Annotated in this window: 18 protein-coding genes and 1 CRISPR repeat array; of the genes, 11 read left to right on the forward strand and 7 right to left on the reverse strand. The window is 33.9% G+C overall.

Features of this window, described 5'->3' with window-relative positions:
• The first annotated feature begins 71 nt into the window (after nucleotides 1–71).
• Nucleotides 72–1304 carry a tRNA guanosine(34) transglycosylase Tgt gene (tgt, locus tag HCQ94_RS02365; protein ID WP_166981511.1) on the forward strand — a complete coding sequence of 411 codons (1233 nt, stop codon included), beginning with the start codon at nucleotides 72–74 and terminating at the stop codon, nucleotides 1302–1304.
• A gap of 693 nt (nucleotides 1305–1997) precedes the next feature.
• A complete protein-coding gene (locus HCQ94_RS02370) occupies nucleotides 1998–3500 on the forward strand; it encodes an amino acid permease (protein WP_166977294.1) in 1503 nt (500 codons plus the stop codon).
• Between the two features lie 789 nt (nucleotides 3501–4289).
• Nucleotides 4290–5315: a CRISPR direct-repeat array (repeat unit 36 nt; unit sequence GTTTGAGTACCTTATGAAATTACATTACTCTCAAAC).
• A gap of 98 nt (nucleotides 5316–5413) precedes the next feature.
• On the opposite strand, the gene csn2 is transcribed toward HCQ94_RS02370, so the two are convergent.
• The 4 genes from csn2 to cas9 are packed head-to-tail and all read right to left on the reverse strand — an operon-like array spanning nucleotide 5414 to nucleotide 11655.
• On the reverse strand, nucleotides 5414–6085 hold the full coding sequence (gene csn2 / locus HCQ94_RS02375; protein WP_166981514.1) for a type II-A CRISPR-associated protein Csn2: 672 nt from the start codon (nucleotides 6083–6085) through the stop codon (nucleotides 5414–5416).
• Nucleotides 6082–6402: a CRISPR-associated endonuclease Cas2 gene (cas2, locus tag HCQ94_RS02380; RefSeq protein ID WP_198418108.1), complete on the reverse strand. Its 321-nt coding sequence runs from the start codon at nucleotides 6400–6402 to the stop codon at nucleotides 6082–6084. The genes csn2 and cas2 overlap by 4 nt, the downstream gene beginning before the upstream one ends.
• The gene (gene cas1 / locus HCQ94_RS02385) at nucleotides 6392–7264 is read right to left on the reverse strand and encodes a type II CRISPR-associated endonuclease Cas1 (RefSeq protein WP_166981518.1); all 873 of its coding nucleotides are present in this window, start codon (nucleotides 7262–7264) and stop codon (nucleotides 6392–6394) included. Before cas1 ends, cas2 begins: the two co-directional genes overlap by 11 nt.
• Nucleotides 7261–11655: a type II CRISPR RNA-guided endonuclease Cas9 gene (gene cas9, locus HCQ94_RS02390; protein WP_166981521.1), complete on the reverse strand. Its 4395-nt coding sequence runs from the start codon at nucleotides 11653–11655 to the stop codon at nucleotides 7261–7263. Before cas9 ends, cas1 begins: the two co-directional genes overlap by 4 nt.
• Nucleotides 11656–12231: 576 nt before the next feature.
• Here cas9 and HCQ94_RS02395 point away from each other — a divergent pair.
• Nucleotides 12232–12744, forward strand: coding sequence for a hypothetical protein (locus HCQ94_RS02395; RefSeq protein ID WP_166981524.1), 513 nt, complete (start codon nucleotides 12232–12234; stop codon nucleotides 12742–12744).
• An 88-nt stretch (nucleotides 12745–12832) separates the two neighbouring features.
• Nucleotides 12833–12979 (forward strand): hypothetical protein, encoded by a 147-nt coding sequence (locus HCQ94_RS02400; protein ID WP_166981527.1) that lies wholly within the window; start codon nucleotides 12833–12835, stop codon nucleotides 12977–12979.
• Between the two features lie 202 nt (nucleotides 12980–13181).
• Here HCQ94_RS02400 and HCQ94_RS02405 read toward each other — a convergent pair whose 3' ends face one another.
• The gene (locus HCQ94_RS02405) at nucleotides 13182–13733 is read right to left on the reverse strand and encodes a hypothetical protein (protein ID WP_166981530.1); all 552 of its coding nucleotides are present in this window, start codon (nucleotides 13731–13733) and stop codon (nucleotides 13182–13184) included.
• 32 nt (nucleotides 13734–13765) lie between these two features.
• Here HCQ94_RS02405 and HCQ94_RS02410 point away from each other — a divergent pair, with 32 nt between their 5' ends.
• Nucleotides 13766–14239: a hypothetical protein gene (locus tag HCQ94_RS02410; protein WP_196373622.1), complete on the forward strand. Its 474-nt coding sequence runs from the start codon at nucleotides 13766–13768 to the stop codon at nucleotides 14237–14239.
• Between the two features lie 583 nt (nucleotides 14240–14822).
• Here the strand turns inward: HCQ94_RS02410 and HCQ94_RS02415 are convergent.
• Complete coding sequence (locus HCQ94_RS02415; RefSeq protein WP_166981533.1) at nucleotides 14823–15299, reverse strand: hypothetical protein; 477 nt, start codon at nucleotides 15297–15299, stop codon at nucleotides 14823–14825.
• Nucleotides 15300–15369: 70 nt separating this feature from the next.
• Here HCQ94_RS02415 and HCQ94_RS02420 point away from each other — a divergent pair, with 70 nt between their 5' ends.
• The 6 genes from HCQ94_RS02420 to HCQ94_RS02445 all read left to right on the forward strand — a co-directional run bounded on the left by HCQ94_RS02420 (nucleotide 15370) and on the right by HCQ94_RS02445 (nucleotide 21166).
• Complete coding sequence (locus tag HCQ94_RS02420) at nucleotides 15370–15696, forward strand: hypothetical protein (protein WP_166981536.1); 327 nt, start codon at nucleotides 15370–15372, stop codon at nucleotides 15694–15696.
• Between the two features lie 42 nt (nucleotides 15697–15738).
• Nucleotides 15739–16158, forward strand: coding sequence for a hypothetical protein (locus tag HCQ94_RS02425; RefSeq protein WP_166981539.1), 420 nt, complete (start codon nucleotides 15739–15741; stop codon nucleotides 16156–16158).
• Nucleotides 16159–17137: 979 nt separating this feature from the next.
• Nucleotides 17138–18694, forward strand: a complete 1557-nt coding sequence (locus HCQ94_RS02430; protein WP_166981542.1) for an ABC transporter permease subunit — start codon at nucleotides 17138–17140, stop codon at nucleotides 18692–18694.
• A 117-nt stretch (nucleotides 18695–18811) separates the two neighbouring features.
• Entirely contained in the window at nucleotides 18812–19480 is a 669-nt protein-coding gene (locus tag HCQ94_RS02435; protein ID WP_166981545.1) for an amino acid ABC transporter ATP-binding protein, read from the forward strand.
• Nucleotides 19481–19743: 263 nt separating this feature from the next.
• Complete coding sequence (locus HCQ94_RS02440; protein ID WP_166977318.1) at nucleotides 19744–20544, forward strand: thymidylate synthase; 801 nt, start codon at nucleotides 19744–19746, stop codon at nucleotides 20542–20544.
• A gap of 100 nt (nucleotides 20545–20644) precedes the next feature.
• The gene (locus tag HCQ94_RS02445; RefSeq protein WP_166981548.1) at nucleotides 20645–21166 is read left to right on the forward strand and encodes a dihydrofolate reductase; all 522 of its coding nucleotides are present in this window, start codon (nucleotides 20645–20647) and stop codon (nucleotides 21164–21166) included.
• Nucleotides 21167–21231: 65 nt separating this feature from the next.
• On the opposite strand, the gene HCQ94_RS02450 is transcribed toward HCQ94_RS02445, so the two are convergent.
• Entirely contained in the window at nucleotides 21232–21642 is a 411-nt protein-coding gene (locus tag HCQ94_RS02450; RefSeq protein ID WP_166981551.1) for an OsmC family protein, read from the reverse strand.
• Nucleotides 21643–21971: the final 329 nt, after the last annotated feature.

A 21971-nucleotide genomic window follows, 5' to 3' on the forward strand; every position in this document is an offset into this window, starting at 1 on the left:
GATATAGTTATCCATGGTAATTATGGTATAGTCTTTCAAACTTTTAATTGTAGATAAGCATAAGGGAAGAAATGAAAAATACAGGGTTCACCTTACACAAGCGTTTAGAAACTGAAAGAGGACTAGGGCGCATTGGAACAATACATACTCCACACGGTGATATACAAACCCCAGCTTTCATACCGGTTGGTACGAAAGCAACAGTTAAAGCAGTTTTGCCTGAAACAGTTAAAGAACTAGGGGCACAAGCAGTCCTAGCAAATGCTTATCATCTTTATCTTGAACCGGGCTCTGATTTAGTGGACGAAGCTGGTGGGTTAGGTAAATTTATGAACTGGGGTGGCCCAACTTATACAGATTCTGGTGGTTTTCAGGTTTTGAGTTTGGGAGCAGGGTATAAGAAAGTTTTGACTGAAGAATTTTCTTCTGACGGTGTAGTGACTAAGCAACAAGCTAACCGTGCAGTTAGGCTTGCTCGTAAGACTATTGACGAAGATGGTGTTACGTTTACAAACTATATTGATGGATCAAAACATAGGTTTACTTCAGAAGTATCTATGAGGATTCAGCATGAGCTAGGTGCTGACATTATTTTTGGATTTGACGAACTTACAAGTTTAATACACCCGTATTGGTATCAAGTAGAAAGCTTAGAAAGAACACGTTTATGGGCACAAAGATGTTTGAAAGCACATAAACAACTAACACAAGAACGCAAAGATAAGCCGTATCAACAGTTATTTGGAGTTATCCAAGGAGCTCAGCACGAAGATTTACGTCGAAAAGCTGCAAGAGATTTGGGTGAAATGGAAATAGATGGCCAAATGTTTGATGGATTTGGCATAGGGGGAGCTTTACAAAAGGAAAGATTAGGTGAAATTGTTGGTTGGGTTACTGAGGAATTGCCTGAGAATAAGGCTCGCCATTTGCTAGGAATTAGCGAACCCGATGATTTCTTTGCAGCAGTTGAAGCGGGAGCCGATACTTTTGACTGTGTTTCACCATCACGTGTTGCTCGTAACGGTGCTTTTTATACTCCTAAGGGACGTTTAAATGTTAAGCGTTCTCGTTTTCGTAGGGATTTTTCTCCTCTGGACGAAAACTGTAAATGCTATACATGTACGCACTACACTAAAGCATATATTTCTCACCTATTTAGAGCAAAAGAAATGTTAGCTTCGACTTTAATGACTATCCACAACGAATTCTTCATTGTTGGGCTAGTCGATTCAATTAGAAACTCCATGAATGATGGTTCATATATGGATCTAAAAGAAGAAGTCTTGGGGAACTACTACTCGTAAAATGTAATTTTATAAAACATATGGGAGAAGAGTAACTACTAGTGTTTTGTTACTTAATTCTTAATGGAAGTTATAAGATGTGCGATGTACTATTTGTCTATGTCGCACACAATTATACTGTGTAAGCAAGATAGATACTTTTCGTATAAGTTTATTTTGAGTGGGGCAGTAAGTAATATTTTGTGTTTCAGGAGATTTATTTTTTAGACTTTATGTTGTTTCAAAGTTTTGGTGGATTTTAAGATGTATTGATATGTAAATCAATAGATTGTTCTTGTAAAAAGTTTAGTATAAGTTATTTTTATAAAGATAAGATAAAATATACTTTCAGTTTATAAAGATAAACTATTATAGTGTCTTGTTTTTATGCTGTTTTATCTACTTAAAAGTTGCTGGTATATCGATGGTGTAATTGAATATGCTACTTTTTTGCATTAAAATGAAATGAGTAAAATTTTATATTTATTAAATAAATAGATAAAAAACACTTACTATGAATAATTATGCATAAAAAATAGATAAAATATAATAAATATTACGTATAATTATTTATTTATTAGATAATTTATGTATATAATTCTTTTTCAGGAAGTTATTTTAAAGTTTTTTACAAATAAAGGTAAAAATATATCAAATAATTTTTTGTTATAAATGTATTAATACGCATTCGAACTAGATCGTAAAGGAGGAGAAATGGCGTACGAATCATCACACAGCACTACAAATGAAGGTGCCAATCTAAAGCAAGAACGCAAAAACACACCGCAAGGTGGTGAACTAAAGCGCAGGTTAACAGCACGTCACCTCAATATGATCGCAATCGGTGGTGCTATTGGTACAGGTTTGTTTATCGCTTCTGGTGGTACAATTTCTCAAGCTGGTCCAGCTGGTGCACTTGTAGCCTATCTTGCAATTGGGCTTATGGTTTTCTTGTTAATGCAATCCCTAGGAGAAATGTCTACTTGGTATTCAACCTCTGGAGCATTTGAAGAATACGCCACTAGATACGTTTCACCGTCGTTTGGTTTTGCTCAAGGATGGAATTACTGGTACAACTGGGCTATCACTATTGCTGCTGAATTAGTAGCTGCTGCACTGGTTATGAACTATTGGCTACCTGATGTGCCGTCATGGGTTTGGAGTGGCGGATTCTTAGCTATTCTTTTCTTACTGAATGCATTATCAGTTAGAGGATTTGGTGAGTCGGAATTCTGGTTCGCATCTATCAAAGTAATTACAGTCATCGTATTTCTAGTATTAGGTCTAGGAATGATTGTTGGAATTATTGGTGGGGGAACACCAGGATTTGCTAACTGGACTATTGGTCAAGCCCCGTTCGTAAATGGTTTCTTAGGTATTTTGAATATATTTATGATTGCTGGTTTCTCATTCCAGGGAACAGAAATGATCGGTATCGCTGCTGGTGAGACTGAAAACCCAGAGGTAAATGTTCCACGAGCAACACGAGCAGTATTCTTCCGTATCCTAATTTTCTACGTTGGTGCTATTTTTGTAATTGGTATGATTTTGCCATACACTGACTCGCATTTGCTGGCTTCTGAAGTTTCCGATATTGCTGTTTCACCATTTACTCTTGTTTTTGAAAAAGCTGGTATTTTGGGTGCAGCATCAGTTATGAATGCTGTTATTTTGACTTCGATTCTTTCTGCTGGAAACAGTGGTATGTACGTTTCAACAAGAATGTTGTACTCTCTAGCACTGAAAGGAAGTGCTCCACGTATTTTCGCTAAAGTAAATGCCCGTGGTGTTCCAATGGCTGCTTTAGTGTTAACAACAATTATTGGTGCTGCTTGTTTCTTGACTAGTTTGATTGGTGATGGTCAAGCATACATTTGGCTACTTAACGCTTCTGGTTTAGCAGGATTTGTTACTTGGGTAGGTATAGCTTGGAGCCACTATAAATTCCGTAAAGCTTTTATTGCTCAAGGGCATAGTGTGAGCGAATTACCATACCGTGCTATTTTGTATCCAGTAGGTCCAATTTTAGCTCTGCTAATGTGTATTGTTGTTATCTTTGGGCAAAACTATGAGTGGATAACTGGTAATATTCAGCCGTTGTCATTACTAAGTACATATATCGGCTTGATATTCTTCTTAGCTTTGTGGGCTGGACATAAGATAGTTACAAAAGGTAAAAAAGTTAGTCCATTAGAGGCTGATTTATCACGTCACTAAAATTAGTTTTTATTTCAAGAGGTCAGGCGTAATGCTTGGCCTCTTTTATTTTAATAATTGTTTTTAATAAGAAATTTGTCTGTGTGAGTAAAAACTAAGTTGGTGTCGGTAAAAACATAAGTCAGTGTATGAATTTAGTGTATAGAGTCGTAATTATTAAACTTGTTCCTATATAAAGAATGTTTTTAGGAAAAAAAGTAGGTGTTCTATAGATAAAAATATTTGCAGGTAATTGGGCTTTTGAATAAAGGATCTAAATATAAATGTTCACTTCGTAAATGTAAGTATATGTAGTTTGAAAACTCTAATAAGGTTAGTGCAGGTTATAGGAAAAGTAGTTTTTGAGATAAAAGTAGGGGATAGGAGTGAAATGTAGGTAATGTGAAAATAAGGATTTGCAAAGTAAGTAAAGGTAAAGGTGAGCATAGCTAATAGAAAATGTGAGAAAATAAAGAGGGAGTAGCTAAATAATAAGGATCAGGGATATTTGCTATTTTCACAATGTACTTGTAGTGTAACAGATATTATTGTGTAGAATATCAGCAAAGCGAAGTTATATAAAACGGATTTGAGTTTTCTATTTCACTTATTTACTGTTTTGTTTATCTTGAAAGAGTTTTTTCCTTTTATATAAAGAGTGTTTTTTGTTTACAGTGATTTACTGAGTGAAAACTATTTTTAGAAGAGCGGAAATTTTTTAAATATTTACCCTGTTTGAAGTGCTCTAAGGCATAACATCTATAGCGCCTGGTGTTTTAAATATTATTTTAATATTGGAATACCACGTGCTATAAAGTGTCTTATGAAATTACATTACTCTCAAACGCTAACCGTAAACCTATAGTAGAGCTAGTAGTTTGAGTACCTTATGAAATTACATTACTCTCAAACAATAAAGCCCAAGTTATAGACGCCACAAATGTTTGAGTACCTTATGAAATTACATTACTCTCAAACGATTATAGTATCGAAAAATTCGACCAATACGTTTGAGTACCTTATGAAATTACATTACTCTCAAACGGTCTTGGTAGATGTTCACCGACTTTAACAGTTTGAGTACCTTATGAAATTACATTACTCTCAAACTCATTTCTATTTTATTCATTGTCTTCGGTTGTTTGAGTACCTTATGAAATTACATTACTCTCAAACCTAGCTTTAATCGTGTATTCAAGAATGTCAGTTTGAGTACCTTATGAAATTACATTACTCTCAAACTGCCCCGCTTAAACCGTGAACATTTTGAGTGTTTGAGTACCTTATGAAATTACATTACTCTCAAACGGGCATGGAGAATGATAGTATGTGCCGTACGTTTGAGTACCTTATGAAATTACATTACTCTCAAACCATCACTACATTCTGGTCTGCATTCTAACCGTTTGAGTACCTTATGAAATTACATTACTCTCAAACTTATCGCTGGCATTGTATTGCTATGGAATAGTTTGAGTACCTTATGAAATTACATTACTCTCAAACTACAATGTATCTATCTCGGCTTCCGTATGGGTTTGAGTACCTTATGAAATTACATTACTCTCAAACAAGCTGTATACCTGTTTCAGCGTATTTAGCGTTTGAGTACCTTATGAAATTACATTACTCTCAAACGGTGACGGTAAAGAAAGCAACCGCCCTAAAGTTTGAGTACCTTATGAAATTACATTACTCTCAGACATCCTTGCAAACTTACACGTGCCGAATACGGTTTGAGTACCTTATGAAATTACATTACTCTCAGACCGTGGCTAGTGTTAAAGAATTCACTGTAAAGTTTGAGTACCTTATGAAATTACATTACTCTCAGACCTCAAATCCCACACATATATGGAACGAAGACTCAGAGTAAAATCTTTCAAAAAGTAAACAATAATGCATGATAATATTATACCATTTCCTTGTATTTTCTAGGAAATTTGACACATATCTTTGTCTATTAAAGTTATTCTTTCAAACTCTAGTTTTTCTTTACAAGTATTTTCACAGACAAGTAAAGAAAACTTATTATAATTACAATACTTATATAGTTCTAATAGTTCTTCATCACTAACCATAGTCTTTAGATTAAAGAAAATGAAAATACTCTTAGTGAAAATTTTATTTATCAACTCCATATATGTACATACTTTTTCTAAATACGTCATATCCTCAATACTTATTTTGGGTTTCATAGCTTTTAACACTGATGAAATATTTACACTTTCGAATTCTATTTCATAGTCAATTTTTTCAACTAACTCTTGCAAATACTTTTCTAGTTCACTTAGAATTTCACCACTTTTAATATAGTTTTCCTCATCGTAAACTAAGCTTTCTAGATCTTTTTGTATTTTGGCTGTAATGGTTTTGCTATTAAAATCTAAATCGTATGGGTTATAAATTATCTCGACATTCTTATCAAAGTTTTCCTTTTCGAAATTATTTGAGAAAAATACTTTACTTTCACCATCTTCAGCTAAAATACTGATTTCTTCAATAAATGTTCTATAATCTATTGGATTTTCTAATATTAGTATATTTACAACATTTTCTTCAAATACAATAGGCTCATCAAAAGCTATATAAGAAAGTCTTTTCATAATATAATCAGCCTTTCATCACTATCTAGGACTTCACTTTTCTTTTCACCTATGATGATTTCCATATTGTTATACTGCTTTTCAGTTATAGTAAAAGTTATAACGTAACCTTTTCTAGGCTTATGGTTCTTTAAATGTTCAACTGCGGCTTTAGCGGTAACAGCATTTAAAGCTAACTTTGTATATATAGATTCTTGTAACATAATGAACCCATTTTTTATTAAGTAGTTTCTAAAATGCCTATACTCACGTAAGTCTTTTTTAGTAAGAGTCGGCAAATCAAACATTACTAGCACACGCATAAATCTATAACTCATTTTCGTAGAACTTTATTAGGGACGGATCACATTTATTCAAAGCAGTAATAACGCTATTTGTGTATATACCTATGGCGTTATTAACGTATTCTTTGCGATTATTTATTTTTACTTCATGGTTTAAAATATTAGTTAATTTTGCTTTTTCTTTAGTTGTAAATTCATGTAATTCCATGTTATAGACGTAGTTATCAACCAAAGGCCTAAATGGCTCCATTATATCGCTTCCAAAATTAAACATGTTGAAACGGTTGTCATGGAATATTCCTAGTTGAGTTAAATAACCATGCGAGACTACTTCTCTATTGAAAGCTGAGAGGAGTATTGCGTAACCATAGTTTAAAGCGGCGTTGGTTACATCTGTATTTTGTCGACTAAAGTTTTTACCGAATAAAGCGTTAAAATACACTTTCGCAGCATGACCTTCTCTATTAGTTATGTCATTGTGTTCAAGATTGTCTATATATTCAGCTAAAAGCAAATGTTCTTCTTTACAGTGTGCCTGTAGTACTTTTTGTTGTTGAAGTATTTTATTCTCAACTATTTTTGTCCAGACTTTTTCTTTACTTATTTTCTCCCAAGCAATTTGTTCTTTTATTTTCAAAGAAGTGTCATGCGAACCGTAGTAAGCAATATTTTCAAAACAAGGGTTTCGTTTTTCATCACAAAATATCACTTTTATGTTGTTTTTAGTCAATTCCACAAGTAAAGCTGCTGTAAGGGCAATAGCTGTATTTTCAATGATTAGCACAGATATTTCACTAAGATGAATTTTAGTGATAGTCTCAGCCCTAATAACTAAGTAATTTAGCTTTAAATCTAGCTTTGCCCTTTTAGCAACTTTTACTATTCTCCAGCTCATAGCTCATTCAAATCAATTTCTTGTTCGAATATACCGGTGACAGATTGATAGATTATCTTACAGTTTTTAAAATCTATTACTTTTCGTATTTTACCAGTCTCCTTACTACCACCTAATAAACGTAAATCAATACCAGATGCACATTTTCCAAATAGGTTTATGAGCTGATATAGTACCTGAGCTTGTTCAGTGTTAGATAGTGAAATAAACTTATCATCACTATTATATAAACAATTAGGTATAACAGGTCGCTTAGAATAAACGCTATTTCTTAACTTATGAATCAAAGTTTTGTATAACTTTACATTTTTATCAAAAATGGTTTTATCATTTTTTGCTTTTATAGTTTCTTTTATCTCTTTTTCATTTAGATTACCTGAATCATGTAGTTTTTTATTTAGCTTTTCGTATTCTTCTTTAGAGAAGATAAAAAATCCACCGTTATAGTCAAAAGTTTTCTCTTTATTTTTCTTATAAGCTTCTATGAATTTATATATTAAATGAGAGTACTCATAGCTACCAGTATCTAGTATTAATTGTTCTCCTCCATAGAATGAGAATTTTCTTTCTTCTTCTTTAGCAGATATATACGTTTTAAATCCGTTTATTTCAAATAAAGTGTAATACTTTATAATAGGAATTAATATTTCTGTTTTTTCTGGAACAAGGTTTGTATGTTTAGATATTAATTTACTGTTAATATGCTTTTTAATTGTTTCAGAATCTCTTTTAGCTAATATTTTTTGTACGTCTATAATAGATACGTCAGATATTTCTTTCGAGATTTTTTCCTTTCCTTTCCTATCTACAGTCACATATTTATAGAAACAGAAAAAAGCTCCTTTTACTGAGTTATAAGCACCATACTTTTCTATTTGGTGTAGACGCTTATCACTAGTTTTTATAGGCTGGCTACCTTTTCTAGATTTTATTTGCTGATCATAAAATTCTCCTGTTTTCTCACAGGAATATCTCGTGCAAAGAACAGTTTGTTTTCTCATATACTTGTTTACAAGCTCTATAGTTGGAGTGCCACTTTTTGACCTTGTGCCAATCCATACTAGTTCTTGCTTACTAGTATTAGGCTTTTTTACATCCCGTTCAAAAATCTTACTTATAGAATAAGGTTGTTTACTTGTATTCTCTTCTTTATTTTTCTTTACTTTATTTTTTACCCATTTTCTATGATCGGAAGTAAAATTATTATCGTATACATTACCTACAACAATGGCTAGGTATGCATCTTTAGCGTGATGATGGTCATTTGCTAATCTTGACTTCAAGAACTTATAGCTAGCTTTTTGCTCGCTTTCTTCATATATTTTGTGTTCAGTGTTCCTAAAATCTGAGATATTACCAGCCTTAACGTACACAATTCTTGTTTTGCCTTTGTATAGATGTTCAAGAATCTTCGTAACTTCTTTAGTGGATTGACGAGTTTCAACTAGTTGCCTGGCGATAAAACCAGTAAATTCATCTACTGTAAAACCAGTCGCACGAGTTAGTCTGTTATATTTTTCTTTAGTGATAAGTTTATTATCTACTAACATCTTCCAATGATCTTTAGTGTCACTAGAAATTGTAAGGGCTGAACAGATAGGGAATTTATCTCCCTTTTCTTCATTTAATTCCTCTTTCACAAGTACTAAGTTATTAGTAAGGCTATCGTCTTTTACCACGCACCTAGGGTAAATATGCTCTATATTCCAATCTCCGCTAGATAAAATAAGTTCAGACAAATCTATCTTTTTACCGCTGTACATACAGCGACCCATTTGCTGGAAATATAAGAATATTTTCTTTGAGTTTAAAGCATTATCAGTTAGATTATCTAACTCTTTATATACTTCTGATGAAGTTAATTTTGCAGTTTTATATAAATCTGACAGCTGATTTTTACGAGAAACACTACGTTTACCTTTATTCTCATTATTAGTGTCCCTTGCCATTTCAACAAAGATTTTCTTAGGTGGCTTACCACAAATTTTTTCTATTTCTTTACATATAGCTAGAGTGCGTTTTATGCCACGTTTTACGGCAGGGGATACATAAGAATCGTCAAGTATTTGCTTTATATCGCTGTCTTTTAAATACTCTCTATTTATATCTTCTATCTTTTCAAGATATTCATAGTCAGATGAAAGAATTTTTTGCAAGTTGTTATTTGTATCATACAGCATTGTTATTATATTTATACGTTCAGCTGTTTCTTCGTTTATATGTTCAACTTCAGTCAAAAATTCTTTTGATAACCTGCCCCAACCGGAATATTGCAACTTACTAATTTTATCTATTTCATCGTCTGTGAATAGGGTTTTGAAGTTATCTTTCAAATAGTCAGATAAAATTTCTTTGTTTTCACCAAGTATTACTATCTGCGCTACTATCTCGTCATATGTACTTATTTCTTTTTCAGTAAATTTATTTCCGAGTATTCGTTTGAAATCTAATAAAGCCTTACAATCACCTGTAATTTCCTGATCAATTCCTTCAAGTTTTACGTCCTCATCACCTTGATAAGACTTTATATAGTTGACTATTTTCTTAGCAGTTACTTTCTGTGGCTTGTCAATATCAGTAAATAAGTCTTTATAAAGTTTTTGCTTCAAATCCACGGAGATAGGATTATCGTTTACTCTCAATATATTTAGTTGATTTAGAATATTGAACTTCGAGTAAAGAATCGAGTCTTTAGGTAAGACATCAGCATATTTAATATATGTACATTTATTAGTCATACGTGTGATGAAGTTTTTTGCTGAAGTCTGCTTATCAATTACTTCATCAAAGTTCCATGGATATACTTTTTCATTTTTCTTTTTAACAACCCAAGCAAATTCGTGGTCGGTGCTATCTACTACTGGGCCAATATAATAAGGGATTTTGAATGTGAAAGTAGCTATTACTTTATCTATAACGCTATACCCATTCTCATCTTTTTGCTCTAAGAAAGGTAAATACTCTTTCGCATTTTCTAAAATTTCCTCTAGTTCTTTCAAATGTAGCTGGTAAGGTATTACGCAGTTACTTGAAGTGAGTTGCTTAGGGAATGCGTTTGCGTTAAATATGTCTTTTATTAGTTGTTTTTCTATTTCCCCTAAAGTCGAATAATCTAATTTTTTAATTGAAGTTTTTTCTGTTTCTAGTTTAGGGTTTTCTGCTCTTAACTTTTCTATGTCTATAGTTTTATCAATTACTTTGTTTATATATATCTTTAAAAACTTACAGAATTCATCTTGAGTGCACCGTTTACTATGAAGTGCATTACCGTCTGTATCTTTACCGATATATGCACAGTAGTTACTTTTGACTTTTGTTGATTTAAATATTTTTATGTATTCTTCGTACGTGAGATAGTTTTTAACTAGGTTTTTTAGAGTTTTCAAATCACGCGCGTGATTATCGTAAGTTTTAACTTTCACTTCAGACAAATTTTTAGATTCTTGCAAAATATCTGAAAGTAATAGCCAATCATATACTGCTTTTATGGAGTTAAAAACACTCGTTTGGTCTACATCCAAGTTTTCATATAGAACCTGCTGTTCATCTTCGCTAAGTTCAAGGAGACTTATTGTTTTCTCTTTATCATTTTTATCAACAAATATAGTAGCTAAGTCTTCGTTATCAAGTAGTGTAGATATTTTAACTTTAAAACCTAAAAGCATTTTAAGTATGTTTTGAGACTGTGAGGTAGAAAAATCTAGTAAATTCTTTATGGCTTCGTCTTTATCTTTGCGGTTTATGTCCTTATCCTTAAAAATTTCTTCCAAAGAATCAAAAGTTTCATCTTCATTTATGTCTGGAAAATCGGCCTCAGGATAGTGGTCTTGTATTATGAGAATCAAATTTTGGAACAATGTTTTGAAAGAGCTAGAACCATCAATCTCGAAATCTTTGCCTTCTAGTAAGAAATGTCCACGATGTTTCATCATGTAGTGGATTGCTAAATATACTAGGCGTACATCATGAGTTTTTCCTTTTTCTAGCAAGCTTTTACGTAGATGGTATATAGTAGGATACGCTTTGTGGTAGTCTTTATCTGTATAATTCTTATCGTTGAAAAGTGTATTAGTTTGATTAGTCCTTTTATCCTCAGCGAAGAACTTACTATCACGTAAACGCTCAAAAAACAAAGAATCTATTTTGTTGATTTCAGCTTTGAATAAGTCCCGTAATATTTCTATGCGTCTAGCTCTGCGTTGGTATCTGCGACGTTGTGAGCGGTGGCCTCTACGGACAGCAGCTGTTTGTGCTTCACCGAAAAGGTGAGAGCCCCACATATCTTTGCCATTAGTGCGTAAAAGTTTGTAATCTGGTGAAGTAACAGCCCAACCAACAGAAGTGGTACCAATGTCTAAACCTAAATAATAATCTACGGCTTTGTTTTTCATAGCATATCCCTAAGTAATAAATCGCACCTTTGCGTTAAATACAGTAGATATTTTAACAAATTATTTTTTAATGTGCTAAGATTTAAGCACCTTATGATATACATTACAATGTTCAAATAAGGATCTTGAGTTTTTACTTGAGAAAGCCGTATTCGTCACTTTATAGTGACTGCGTTGTAGGACGCATTTAGAGCCCCGTATATGGGGTTCTATTCATTTAAAGTAATATTTAGTTTTATTATAACTACTGTGTACTAGTCATTTTTGGGGATTTTATTTCTCTATTCTGACTATTTTTATTGTAAGTTAGTTATGTTGTTTACGCTTTTATTCACAAAATGTATAAGTAAGATTTGTAACTTTCCTAATAAGAAATATTTAATATATCTGCTAATAAATGTCAGTATTACTACTTGCTGAACGAGTTTTACTTTGTCAGAACTAAAAGCCGGTATTTTCTTTAGGCTAGACATAATTTTATTGGAATGATAAGAATAGAATTTATACTATAACTTGGAGTAAAAAAATATCCAGAAAGTATAAGCCTAACTAAAAAAGTAAAGTACAATTAGTATTATGATAGATAGTAAGATACCAACGTTTAAAGACTATTATACTCAAGTTTTTGAGTATGTAGAGAATTTAGAGTATAAAGGTACTTATTCGCCTAAGCCTATAGAATATGCTAGGGATTTTATTTTGGGGTTCCTTGAAGATGATGACGAGGATGCAGAGTATGATGCGGCTTATCGTCTCACGGCTACTATTTTCCCTTATATGGTAGATGTTTATACTCAGTGTGGTGAGTTAGATGAAAATGGGCTTTTTGATGAGGATGATGAGGATATATTTTTCCCTCTTATTCTTCAAATGATGGTTTTACATGGACTGGGTTATAGAATTAAGTATGCTATTGAGGACTTACAAACCTTGAAAGAAGTCCATTATTTTGTAGATGACATAGATAGAAAGCGTATAGATTTTCTTATCGAGCAGGGTTGTAGTTTTGATGGGGATATGGATTTTGAACCTGAATTTATTCGTTTTCGTCGCGACCAATATTTCGATGCGTGGAGAAACCTACCATAGCCGTATAGATAAATAATTTTTTTAGTTTTTAAGAGATACCTATTTTGGGTGTCTCTTTTTTTATTTAAACAAAGAGGTAAAAGTAAACGTGAATGTTATAGATAACGTTAAAAATGATGATGTAGAAGATAGTAAGGTTGAAGAGCCTATAGAGTCTGAAAAGGTTGAAACTAAACATGTTGAGGAAGTCTCTAAAGCTAGGGAAAAAAGAGGGCAGTCGTGCGCAAACTTCTAAGGCTGACTGGTCGAACTTGACCATCATAGCTGAAAACATTGCAACAATAATCCCAATATCAAGAAGCAATGTTGAATGTAAGTATGTTATATAGGGTGGGTAGGGGTAAGAAAAAAAGTAGGACTTTCGTTTTTGAAAGTCCTACTTTGTGGTTTTTAAAAACTATTTAGTTTTAAAAACTAACGCATTTAGTTATTTTTGCTTATTCACCTTTACGGCTTTTAGCAAACAAACCAACAAGCCCAGCAATAAGCCCACCAGTTAGAATACCACCGTCAAGACCTGTCTGTGCAAGACCACCAGAAACACCACCACTTGTAGTAGCGTTTTCAACAGGTTTCACATCACCCTTAACAGTATTCATAGGAGCAGTTTCACCCTTAGGCATATCCTTCACATTTGAAGTATCAACAGCAGGATTGGATGGCTTTTCTTTACCAGATTCTTCCTTACCTTTGCCTTCTTTTTCAGCCTGTTCCTTAGCTAGCTTTTCTTTCTCAGCCTTTTCTTTTTCCTGTTGCTTTGTTAGCTTTTCTAGATTTGGTGCGTCAGGACCGCCATCCTGGTGAATAAGCTCACTGATAGAAACACCAGTATCTAGCTTTATTTCCTCTATAATAGAGTTAATTTCTTCAGGAGTAGAAGCTTTGGTGATTAGTTTTGCATAGCGATTAAAAAGCTTAGTTTCAAATTCCTTATTAAGGTTCTCCATTTCCTTAATAAGTTCAGCCTTAGACCAACCCTTCCAAATCACATCATTATCACCATAAACAGGCTTATCCTCCTTTGGTTTTTCAACATCAGCTGGCTTTTCCTCATCAGCAGGCTTTGCTTCTTCACCACCAGCAGGCTTTTCCTTATCTTCTTCAGCTGCTGGTTTGTTTGTGTCGGCTGCTGGTTTTTCCTCGTTGCCACCCTCTGGAGCTGCACCGCCTACGACAGCAACAGTATCGCCTTCATTTGGCTGTCCCTGATTACCTGCAGGAGCATTTTCGCCAGCAGGATTTTCTTCATTACCTACGGCTGGTTTTTCTTCATTACCGTCCTCTGGAGCGACTGGCTTTTCTTCATTACCTACGGCTGGCTTTTCTTCGTTACCAGTTTCTGGGCCTGCTGGTTGTTCACCTGTTGGTTTTTCAGGTGATGTTTCCCCGGGAGCGTCGTTTGTTGCGTTACCTTCAGTTTCGTTTACTGCTGGGGGGTAGGTTCGTCTGCAAATGTGGCTATTCCACCACCAATCATCAAACCTGTGATTGCTAGAGGCGATGCTACAATAGCCTGCTTCTTTATAGAAAACTTTTTCATATTACGTTTTCTCTTTCTTTTATAAGTAGTCTTCATATGAAAACTATTTTTGTATTTATTTTTTAGAAAGCATACAGTAAATGTATTAAAACTATATGCGTTGGGTACCTTATGAAAACTGTGTTACTCTCAAGTTGTGACTGTCATCATTGCAAGTCACTGTACTTTGAGTATCTCACAAGGCAATGTTACTGCTAAAGGAAAAGTTTGTTAAATAAATAATATCAATTGTATAAATAATTAATAAAACTATTCAATTCTCTAATTGGAATACTTCTATCCTTATTTTGTGGTGTGAATACATTATGGAACTGTTAGATTATTTATAAATTATTAATACTATGAATTATTGCCTTTTATTGTTATGTATTAGGTAGTTTCTAGAGGGTAAATACTTTGTTTAGTTATTTTATGAGGGAATGTAAGTATGTTATATAGGGTGGGTAGGGGTAAGAAAAAAAGTAGGACTTTCGTTTTTGAAAGTCCTACTTTGTGGTTTTTAAAAATATTTAGTTTATAACTAGCGTATTAGCTGTTTTTATTCTTCAGTCTTGAAGCGTTTTGCTGTCAAGCCAACTAGACCAGCAATTAGACCAACGGTGACAATGCCACCATCAAAACCTGTATCTGGTAGTGACTTTGATACAGAAGCTGGTTTGTTCTCACCCTTTGACAAATCCTTTATATCAGAAGTAACAACAGCTGGGTTTTCAGAAGGCTTGCCTTTGCCTTCTTTTTCAGCCTGTTCCTTAGCTAGCTTTTCCTTCTCAGCCTTTTCTTTATCTTCCTGTTTTGCTAGTTCACCCAAATCTGGTGCGTCAGGACCGCCGTCCTGATGAATAAGCTCGCTAATAATAACCCCTGTTTCTAGCTTAATTCTATCAACAATCTTCTGAATTTCTTCAGGAGTAGAAGCCTTAGCAATTAACTTAGCATACTGATTGAAACCTTTTGTTTCAAATTCCTTATTAAGCTCTTCCATATCTTTAATAAGTTCAGCTTTAGACCAACCCATCCAAATTACATCATTATCACCATAAACAGGCTTATCTTCCTTTGGTTTTTCAGCATCAGCTGGTTTGTTTGTGTCGGCTGCTGGTTTATCGGCGTCTGGCTTTGGTTTTTCTTCGGCTGGCTTGTTTGTATCGGTGGCTGGCTTCTCTTCGCTACTTACTGCTGGTTTGTCAGCGTCTGGCTTTGGTTTTTCTTCGGCTGGCTTGTTTGTATCGGTGGCTGGCTTCTCTTCATTACTTACTGCCGGTTTGTCAGCTGCTGGCTTTTCTTTGTCTTCTTCAGTGGCTGGCTTTGGATTTTCCTCTGCAGGCTTTTCCTCATCCTTATTGCCTTCGCTAGCTTCTGGAGCTGCACCGCCTACGACAGCAGCAGTATCGCCTTCATTTGGCTGTCCATGATCACCAGCAGGAGTTTCCTCTGCTGGCTTTTCCTCGTTACCTGTGGCTGGTTGTTCTTCGTTACCAGCTTCTGGACCTGCCGGTTTTTCTTCGTTAGTAACTTCGCCAGAACCGTCACCTGGTTGCTCTTCATTACCTACGGCTGGTTTTTCTTCATTACTGCCCTCTGGAGTGGCTGGTTGCTCTTCATTGCCTACAGCTGGCTTTTCCTCGTTACTTGTGGCTGGTTGTTCTTCGTTACCAGCTTCTGGAGCTGCTGGTTTTTCTTCATTACTGCCCTCTGGAGCTGCTGGTTTTTCTTCATTACCGCCCTCTGGAGTGGCTGGCTGTTCATCATTACCAGCTTCTGGACCAGCTGGTTGTTCACCTGTTGGTTTTTCAGGTGATGTTTCCCCGGGAGCATCGTTTGTTGCGCTACCTTCAGTTTCGTTTACTACTGGTGGAGTTGCTGGGGGGGGGTAGGTTCATCGGCAAATGTGGCCATTCCACCACCAATCATCAAACCTGTGATTGCTAGAGGCAATGCTACAATAGCCTGCTTCTTTATAGAAAACTTTTTCATATTACGTTTTCTCTTTCTTTTATAAATAGTCTTCATATGAAAACTATTTTTGTATTTATTTTTTAGAAAGCATACGATAATGGGGTATATAGTATGCGTGAGTGTATTATGAAAATTACATTAACCTCAAGCTATGACCGGAATCATTGTAAGTCACTGTAGTTTGAGTATCTCACAAGGTCATATTACTTTTAAATACAACTTTTATTAAATGGGATAATGTTATTTTATAAATTATTTATAAAATTGTTTCATTTAGAAAATAGAATACATCTACTTCTTATTTTAGGTTTACCTACTTTGTAAAGTACAGTCCCTGGAGTTATAAATACCACAACTTCTCCTTTTTTCTATTGCAATACTTAGGTAATTCTAGATGTAATTACTTTAAAGTTAATTTTGAAAAGATATAGAAATAAAAAATGACATAAACAAAACAATCTATTAACGCGAGCTTGATGTTTATATAAAAAAGTAGTAACCTCTTAGATAGGTATTCAAACTATTATCTTGAAAGGAGTGTTCTCATGGCTAAAGTGATTATTTCTTCACTACATCATCGCCATCATGGATAGAGAACATTCACGATAATTGTTACACAGTTGTTGCGGATGTTCTCAGAAAATCCGTGATGGCTGTTTTTTTGTTTAACAAGTTATTCACATTCAAATAAGAGCCACATAGATTTTCAAAGCAGAAAAAGATAAGAATAGTGGTTATTTTCGTAAATATAACGCTAAAACTTCTAACAAGGCTAACTCAAATAATAGCTATAAATTATCAAAACTTACGAATTAGAGAAATAGCTTTAGCAATAAATATACGTATGGAATCACAAATTATTAAACAAAACTTTAAAGACTAATATAAAGGCATGAAATGAAAATTTATAAATCAAACACCAAAAATAAAACACTTTCTAAAGACCAATCAATCTGGAAAAATATTTTGCTAGTGGGAATCACTTTTTTACTTGTAAACGTTTTACTTTCCACACCTGTTATAAAAGCTAATGCTCAAGTTGAAAACACTAATATAAAAGACACTATAGTTATTGGAATGGATATAGATTTTCCACCAATGGGATTTATCGACTCTAATGGTAAGGTTAGTGGTTTCGACGTTGAACTAGCCAAAGAAGTATTCAAAAATCTAAATAAAAAAGTAAAATTCCAACCTATCAACTGGGATGCTAAAGAACTAGAGCTTAATTCCGGAAAAATTGATGCGATTTGGAACGGTCTTTCAAAAACAGCTGAACGTGAAAAAACTATGTTGCTAACTAAAGCATATATGCTCAACGATCAAGCAGTTATAGTTGCCAAAGATTCTCCTATAAAAAGAATCGCTGATTTAAAAGGTAAAAACGTAGATGTACAAAAAGGTTCTACCGGAGAAGAAGCTTTACAAGCTAATCCAATTTCTAAATCTCTAAATTCCATTGTTGCTTTAGATAATATGGTCAACTGTTTGAATGAAGTTGATACTAAGAAAGCTGACGCAACCGTTGTAGATACTAATATTGCTCAATACTATTTGACAAAGAATAACCTAGCTGGAAAATTTAGGATACTTGATGAAGCATTGGCTACCGAAGAATACGTTGTTGCCGTAAAAAAGAACAATACAGAGTTAAAAACAGCTATTGAAGAACAACTAGAAATACTAGCGAAGAACGGAGTCGGTGAAAAAATTAGTAAAAAATGGTTTGGTGAAAACGTATTTGATAAAGTCGTCAAACAAGAAACAAAGTTAACAGAAAATACTGGCTCAAAGGTAAACAACAGTGTATTTGCTTTTGTAAACCCTTTGCTAAAAGGATTTGGAATATCCATGTCTCTTTTTGCAATAACTTTCTTCATCTCTATTCCATTAGGCTTTTTAGTATGCTTAATTCGTAGAAGTAATACTCCAATATTAAAGTGGATAATTGACATTTACATCAACATAATGCGTGGCACACCTTTACTTCTACAACTATTCTTCGTGTTCTACGGTCTGCCTTATTTACCTTACATTGGCGAATACATAACAGTTAGTGACAGATTTATAGCTGGAGCCTTGGCATTTATAATTAACTATAGTGCTTACTTTGCTGAAATATTTAGAGGAGGCTTCAACTCAATTCCTAGGGGACAATTTGAAGCTGCTCAAGTTTTAGGGTTTACTAAAGCACAAACTATGCGACAGATAGCCATTCCTCAACTAATGAAAGTGACTTTACCGTCTATAACTAATGAAGCTTTAACTCTTGTAAAAGATACAGCTTTAGTGTTTGCAATTGGTGTGACTGAACTACTAGCAGTTACCAAAAACATAGTTAATTCCACAGCAAATATATCAGCATATTTACTAGCTTTTGTTTTGTACTTAGGAATCAGCTACATTATTACGTTCTTGTTCCGCAGGTTAGAAAAATACTATACCTTTGAGTAAAACTTGGGAAAATGTGGGAAAACGTGAAAGCAGTAGAATAGATAGGTTTATCACTCCCTACGTAAAAATAAAATTTGGATAACTAAAATCGGACTTACATTACAGAAAGATAAAGAAATGAAAGCTTTAGAGTTAGAAAATATTAGCAAAAACTACGGTACAACTACTATCTTTGAAGGACTTAACTTCAGCATAGAAAAAGGCGAAATTGTAACAATACTTGGTAAAAGTGGGGGAGGTAAATCCACTTTACTTAGATGTATATGTGGGCTAGAAAAAGTAAATAGCGGAAATATAAGTATTTTGGGAGAAAAAATAGTTAGCAATGGAACGTATCTTTCAAATACCTCAAAAACAATGAAAAAAGTAGGTATGGTTTTCCAAGATTATAATCTATTTGAAAATATGACTGTTGAGGAAAACATAACCATAGCAGCTAAAAACCAAAAAATTGGAACTGAAAAAGAAATAGCTGAACGTGGCGAAAAAATAATTACAGAACTAGGCATACAGGGGAACGAAAAGAAATATCCTAGCCAAATATCTGGTGGGCAAAGCCAAAGAGTTGCTATTGCCAGAGCTTTGATGTTAGATCCTGAAATTATTTTATTTGATGAGCCAACCAGTGCCTTAGACATTGAAAATTCTCTAATTTTTGTGGACATTATTAAGCGCTTATCAAGTAATGGGTACGCAGTAATAATAGTTACTCACGACGCTAAATTAGTAGATAATTTATCAGTCAAAACTTATAATATGGTGGAGGGAATTTTACAGGAAAAATAGTTAATTATAGTTTTGGATGTAGAATTTATATAAAGTTTGCCGTATTGAAACTTAAAATATAGATTACCTGATCATAGATAAAATAAGGTGAAAAATTTATAAGTTTTAGGTTACTTTACTTGAATTCAACACGATTTTTATCAACATGCAACTGTTTTAAAAATAGATGGTATGCGATAGAACTGGTACACTTGTTGGAAATAATTTCTTATAAGCTTTGTTTACAAAAGTGAAATGTTGATTTATAAAGAGGGGAAGAGAAGATGGAAATTTGTACTGCGTATGAAGATTTGTTGGCAGATGTGCTGAAAAATGGGGCACATAAGTCTGATAGAACTGGAACAGGCACTATTTCTACATTCGGTAGACAGTTAAGATATGATTTATCAAAATCTTTCCCCCTAATTACTACTAAACGTGTACATTTAAAGTCTGTAGTCGGTGAATTATTATGGTTCCTTAGCGGAGATTCCAACATAAAATGGTTACAAGAAAACGGCATACGTATTTGGAATGAATGGGCTGATGAAAACGGCGATTTGGGTCCTGTTTATGGTGTGCAGTGGCGTAAATGGACTAATTCTCGTGGAGAACAAATTGACCAGATTTCAAAAGTCATGGAAACACTAAAAACTAATCCTGATTCAAGGCGTATGATTGTTTCAGCGTGGAATGTTGGGGAATTAGACAAGATGGCTTTGGAACCTTGCCATGCTTTCTTCCAAGTATACGTTTGTGACGGCAAACTATCATTGCAACTTTATCAAAGAAGCGCTGATTTGTTCTTGGGCGTACCATTCAATATTGCTTCATATAGCTTGTTGGCACATATGTTTGCTCAACAAGCAGGGCTTGAAGTAGGGGAATTTATATGGACAGGTGGTGACTGCCACATATATTCAAACCATATAGAACAAGTTGAACTGCAATTAAGTCGCAAGGCTTATCCATTCCCTACATTAAAGCTAAACAAAGCACCTTCAATCTTTGAATATGCCTTTGATGACGTTGAAGTTGAAAACTATCAGCATCACCCAACAATCAAAGCACCTGTTGCCGTATAAATATTCGTTACTACTGCGTTATAAATGCTTGCCTTGTTTTCTACTGTAAGCAAGTTGTTATGTATTTATACGCAGTAACTTGAAATGATAGTGAGAAAATATGAAGATAGCTGCAATATGGGCTCAAGATGTTAATGGAGCTCTAGGAGACGGAAAGCAAATGTGCTGGAATGTACCGGATGACTTCAAACATTTCAAAAATTCAACTATGGGTTCTCCTATTATAATGGGACGCTCTTCGTTTGAAGCTTTAGGTAAGCCACTTCCTGGACGTGAAAACATAGTAATTACTAGGCAAAATGATTATTCTTTAGACAAAGCTCATGTGGTATATAGTATTGATGAAGCAATAAAACTAGCTAAAGAATTATTAAATGATTTAGATAATGACTATATTTGGATAACTGGAGGAAGCCAAATATACAACCAATGCATGTATTTGTGTGATGAACTAGTGATTACTTATTTAGACATAGAAGTAAAAGGTGAGAAATTAGTATACGCTCCAGAAATATCAGCCGATGAGTGGGAAGAAGATATAAGTCGTTCAGATGTAAACTCACGTCCAGCAAGTGGAGACGCATCTTCATGGAAAATTAAGTATTATACTCGTAAAAATTAGAGCTAAATTAGTAAAAAAGATTAACGCTGTGACTTTAAAATTAGTAATTAAAGCCACAGCATTTTTTATTCATTTTCTAAAGTGTATTCGTAGTCAACACCATTTTTTAGAGAGTGACCTACTGTACAGTTTTTATCTATTGCACTTGCTACTCTTTCAAGTAATTTTGTTAGTTCATTCTCGTCTAGAGCAGTTAAATCTGTGATTATTTGTGAGCTTATATGTGTGTATCTTTCTTCAGACTCGTGTTTTTCAGAGTTTACAGTAACAGTTGCTTCAAAATCAGCTCCTAACTTTGAAGATAGGGTATGGTCTGCTGAAAGAGCCTGGCAGGTACCTAAAGCTAGTTTGAATAGTTCACCAGGAGTAAATTCTCCATCACCCATTCCAATCTTTACTGTCGCTCCACGAGTGTTTTCACCTAAATACTGTCGTGTTCCTATACGATTTGCCCATAATAAATTGTCGTTAGCCATTACTCTCCAATGCTTACACTAATCAGTTGAAAATCTATGTATAATATGTACAAATTTTATCAATAATATATTTCACATACAGCAAAATACTGCTAAACACTGTTTATTACACTTTAATTGAACTGTAAGGAAACTCTTATATGTTGAACAAAATGTTAATAATTATGAGATAAAAGTATAAAAATTTATTTACAAGATTTATAATTAAAAATGTGTGACTTTTATACATAGGCGTATATATGACACTATTATGTATTGAATTGAACGAAAATATTTAAACATCTAGATGTTTAGCCGATTATTAGTTAACCTTATATTCGGTGGATTAG

It is taken from the genome of Actinomyces sp. zg-332, from assembly GCF_011751945.2.
GTDB lineage: Bacteria > Actinomycetota > Actinomycetes > Actinomycetales > Actinomycetaceae > ZJ293.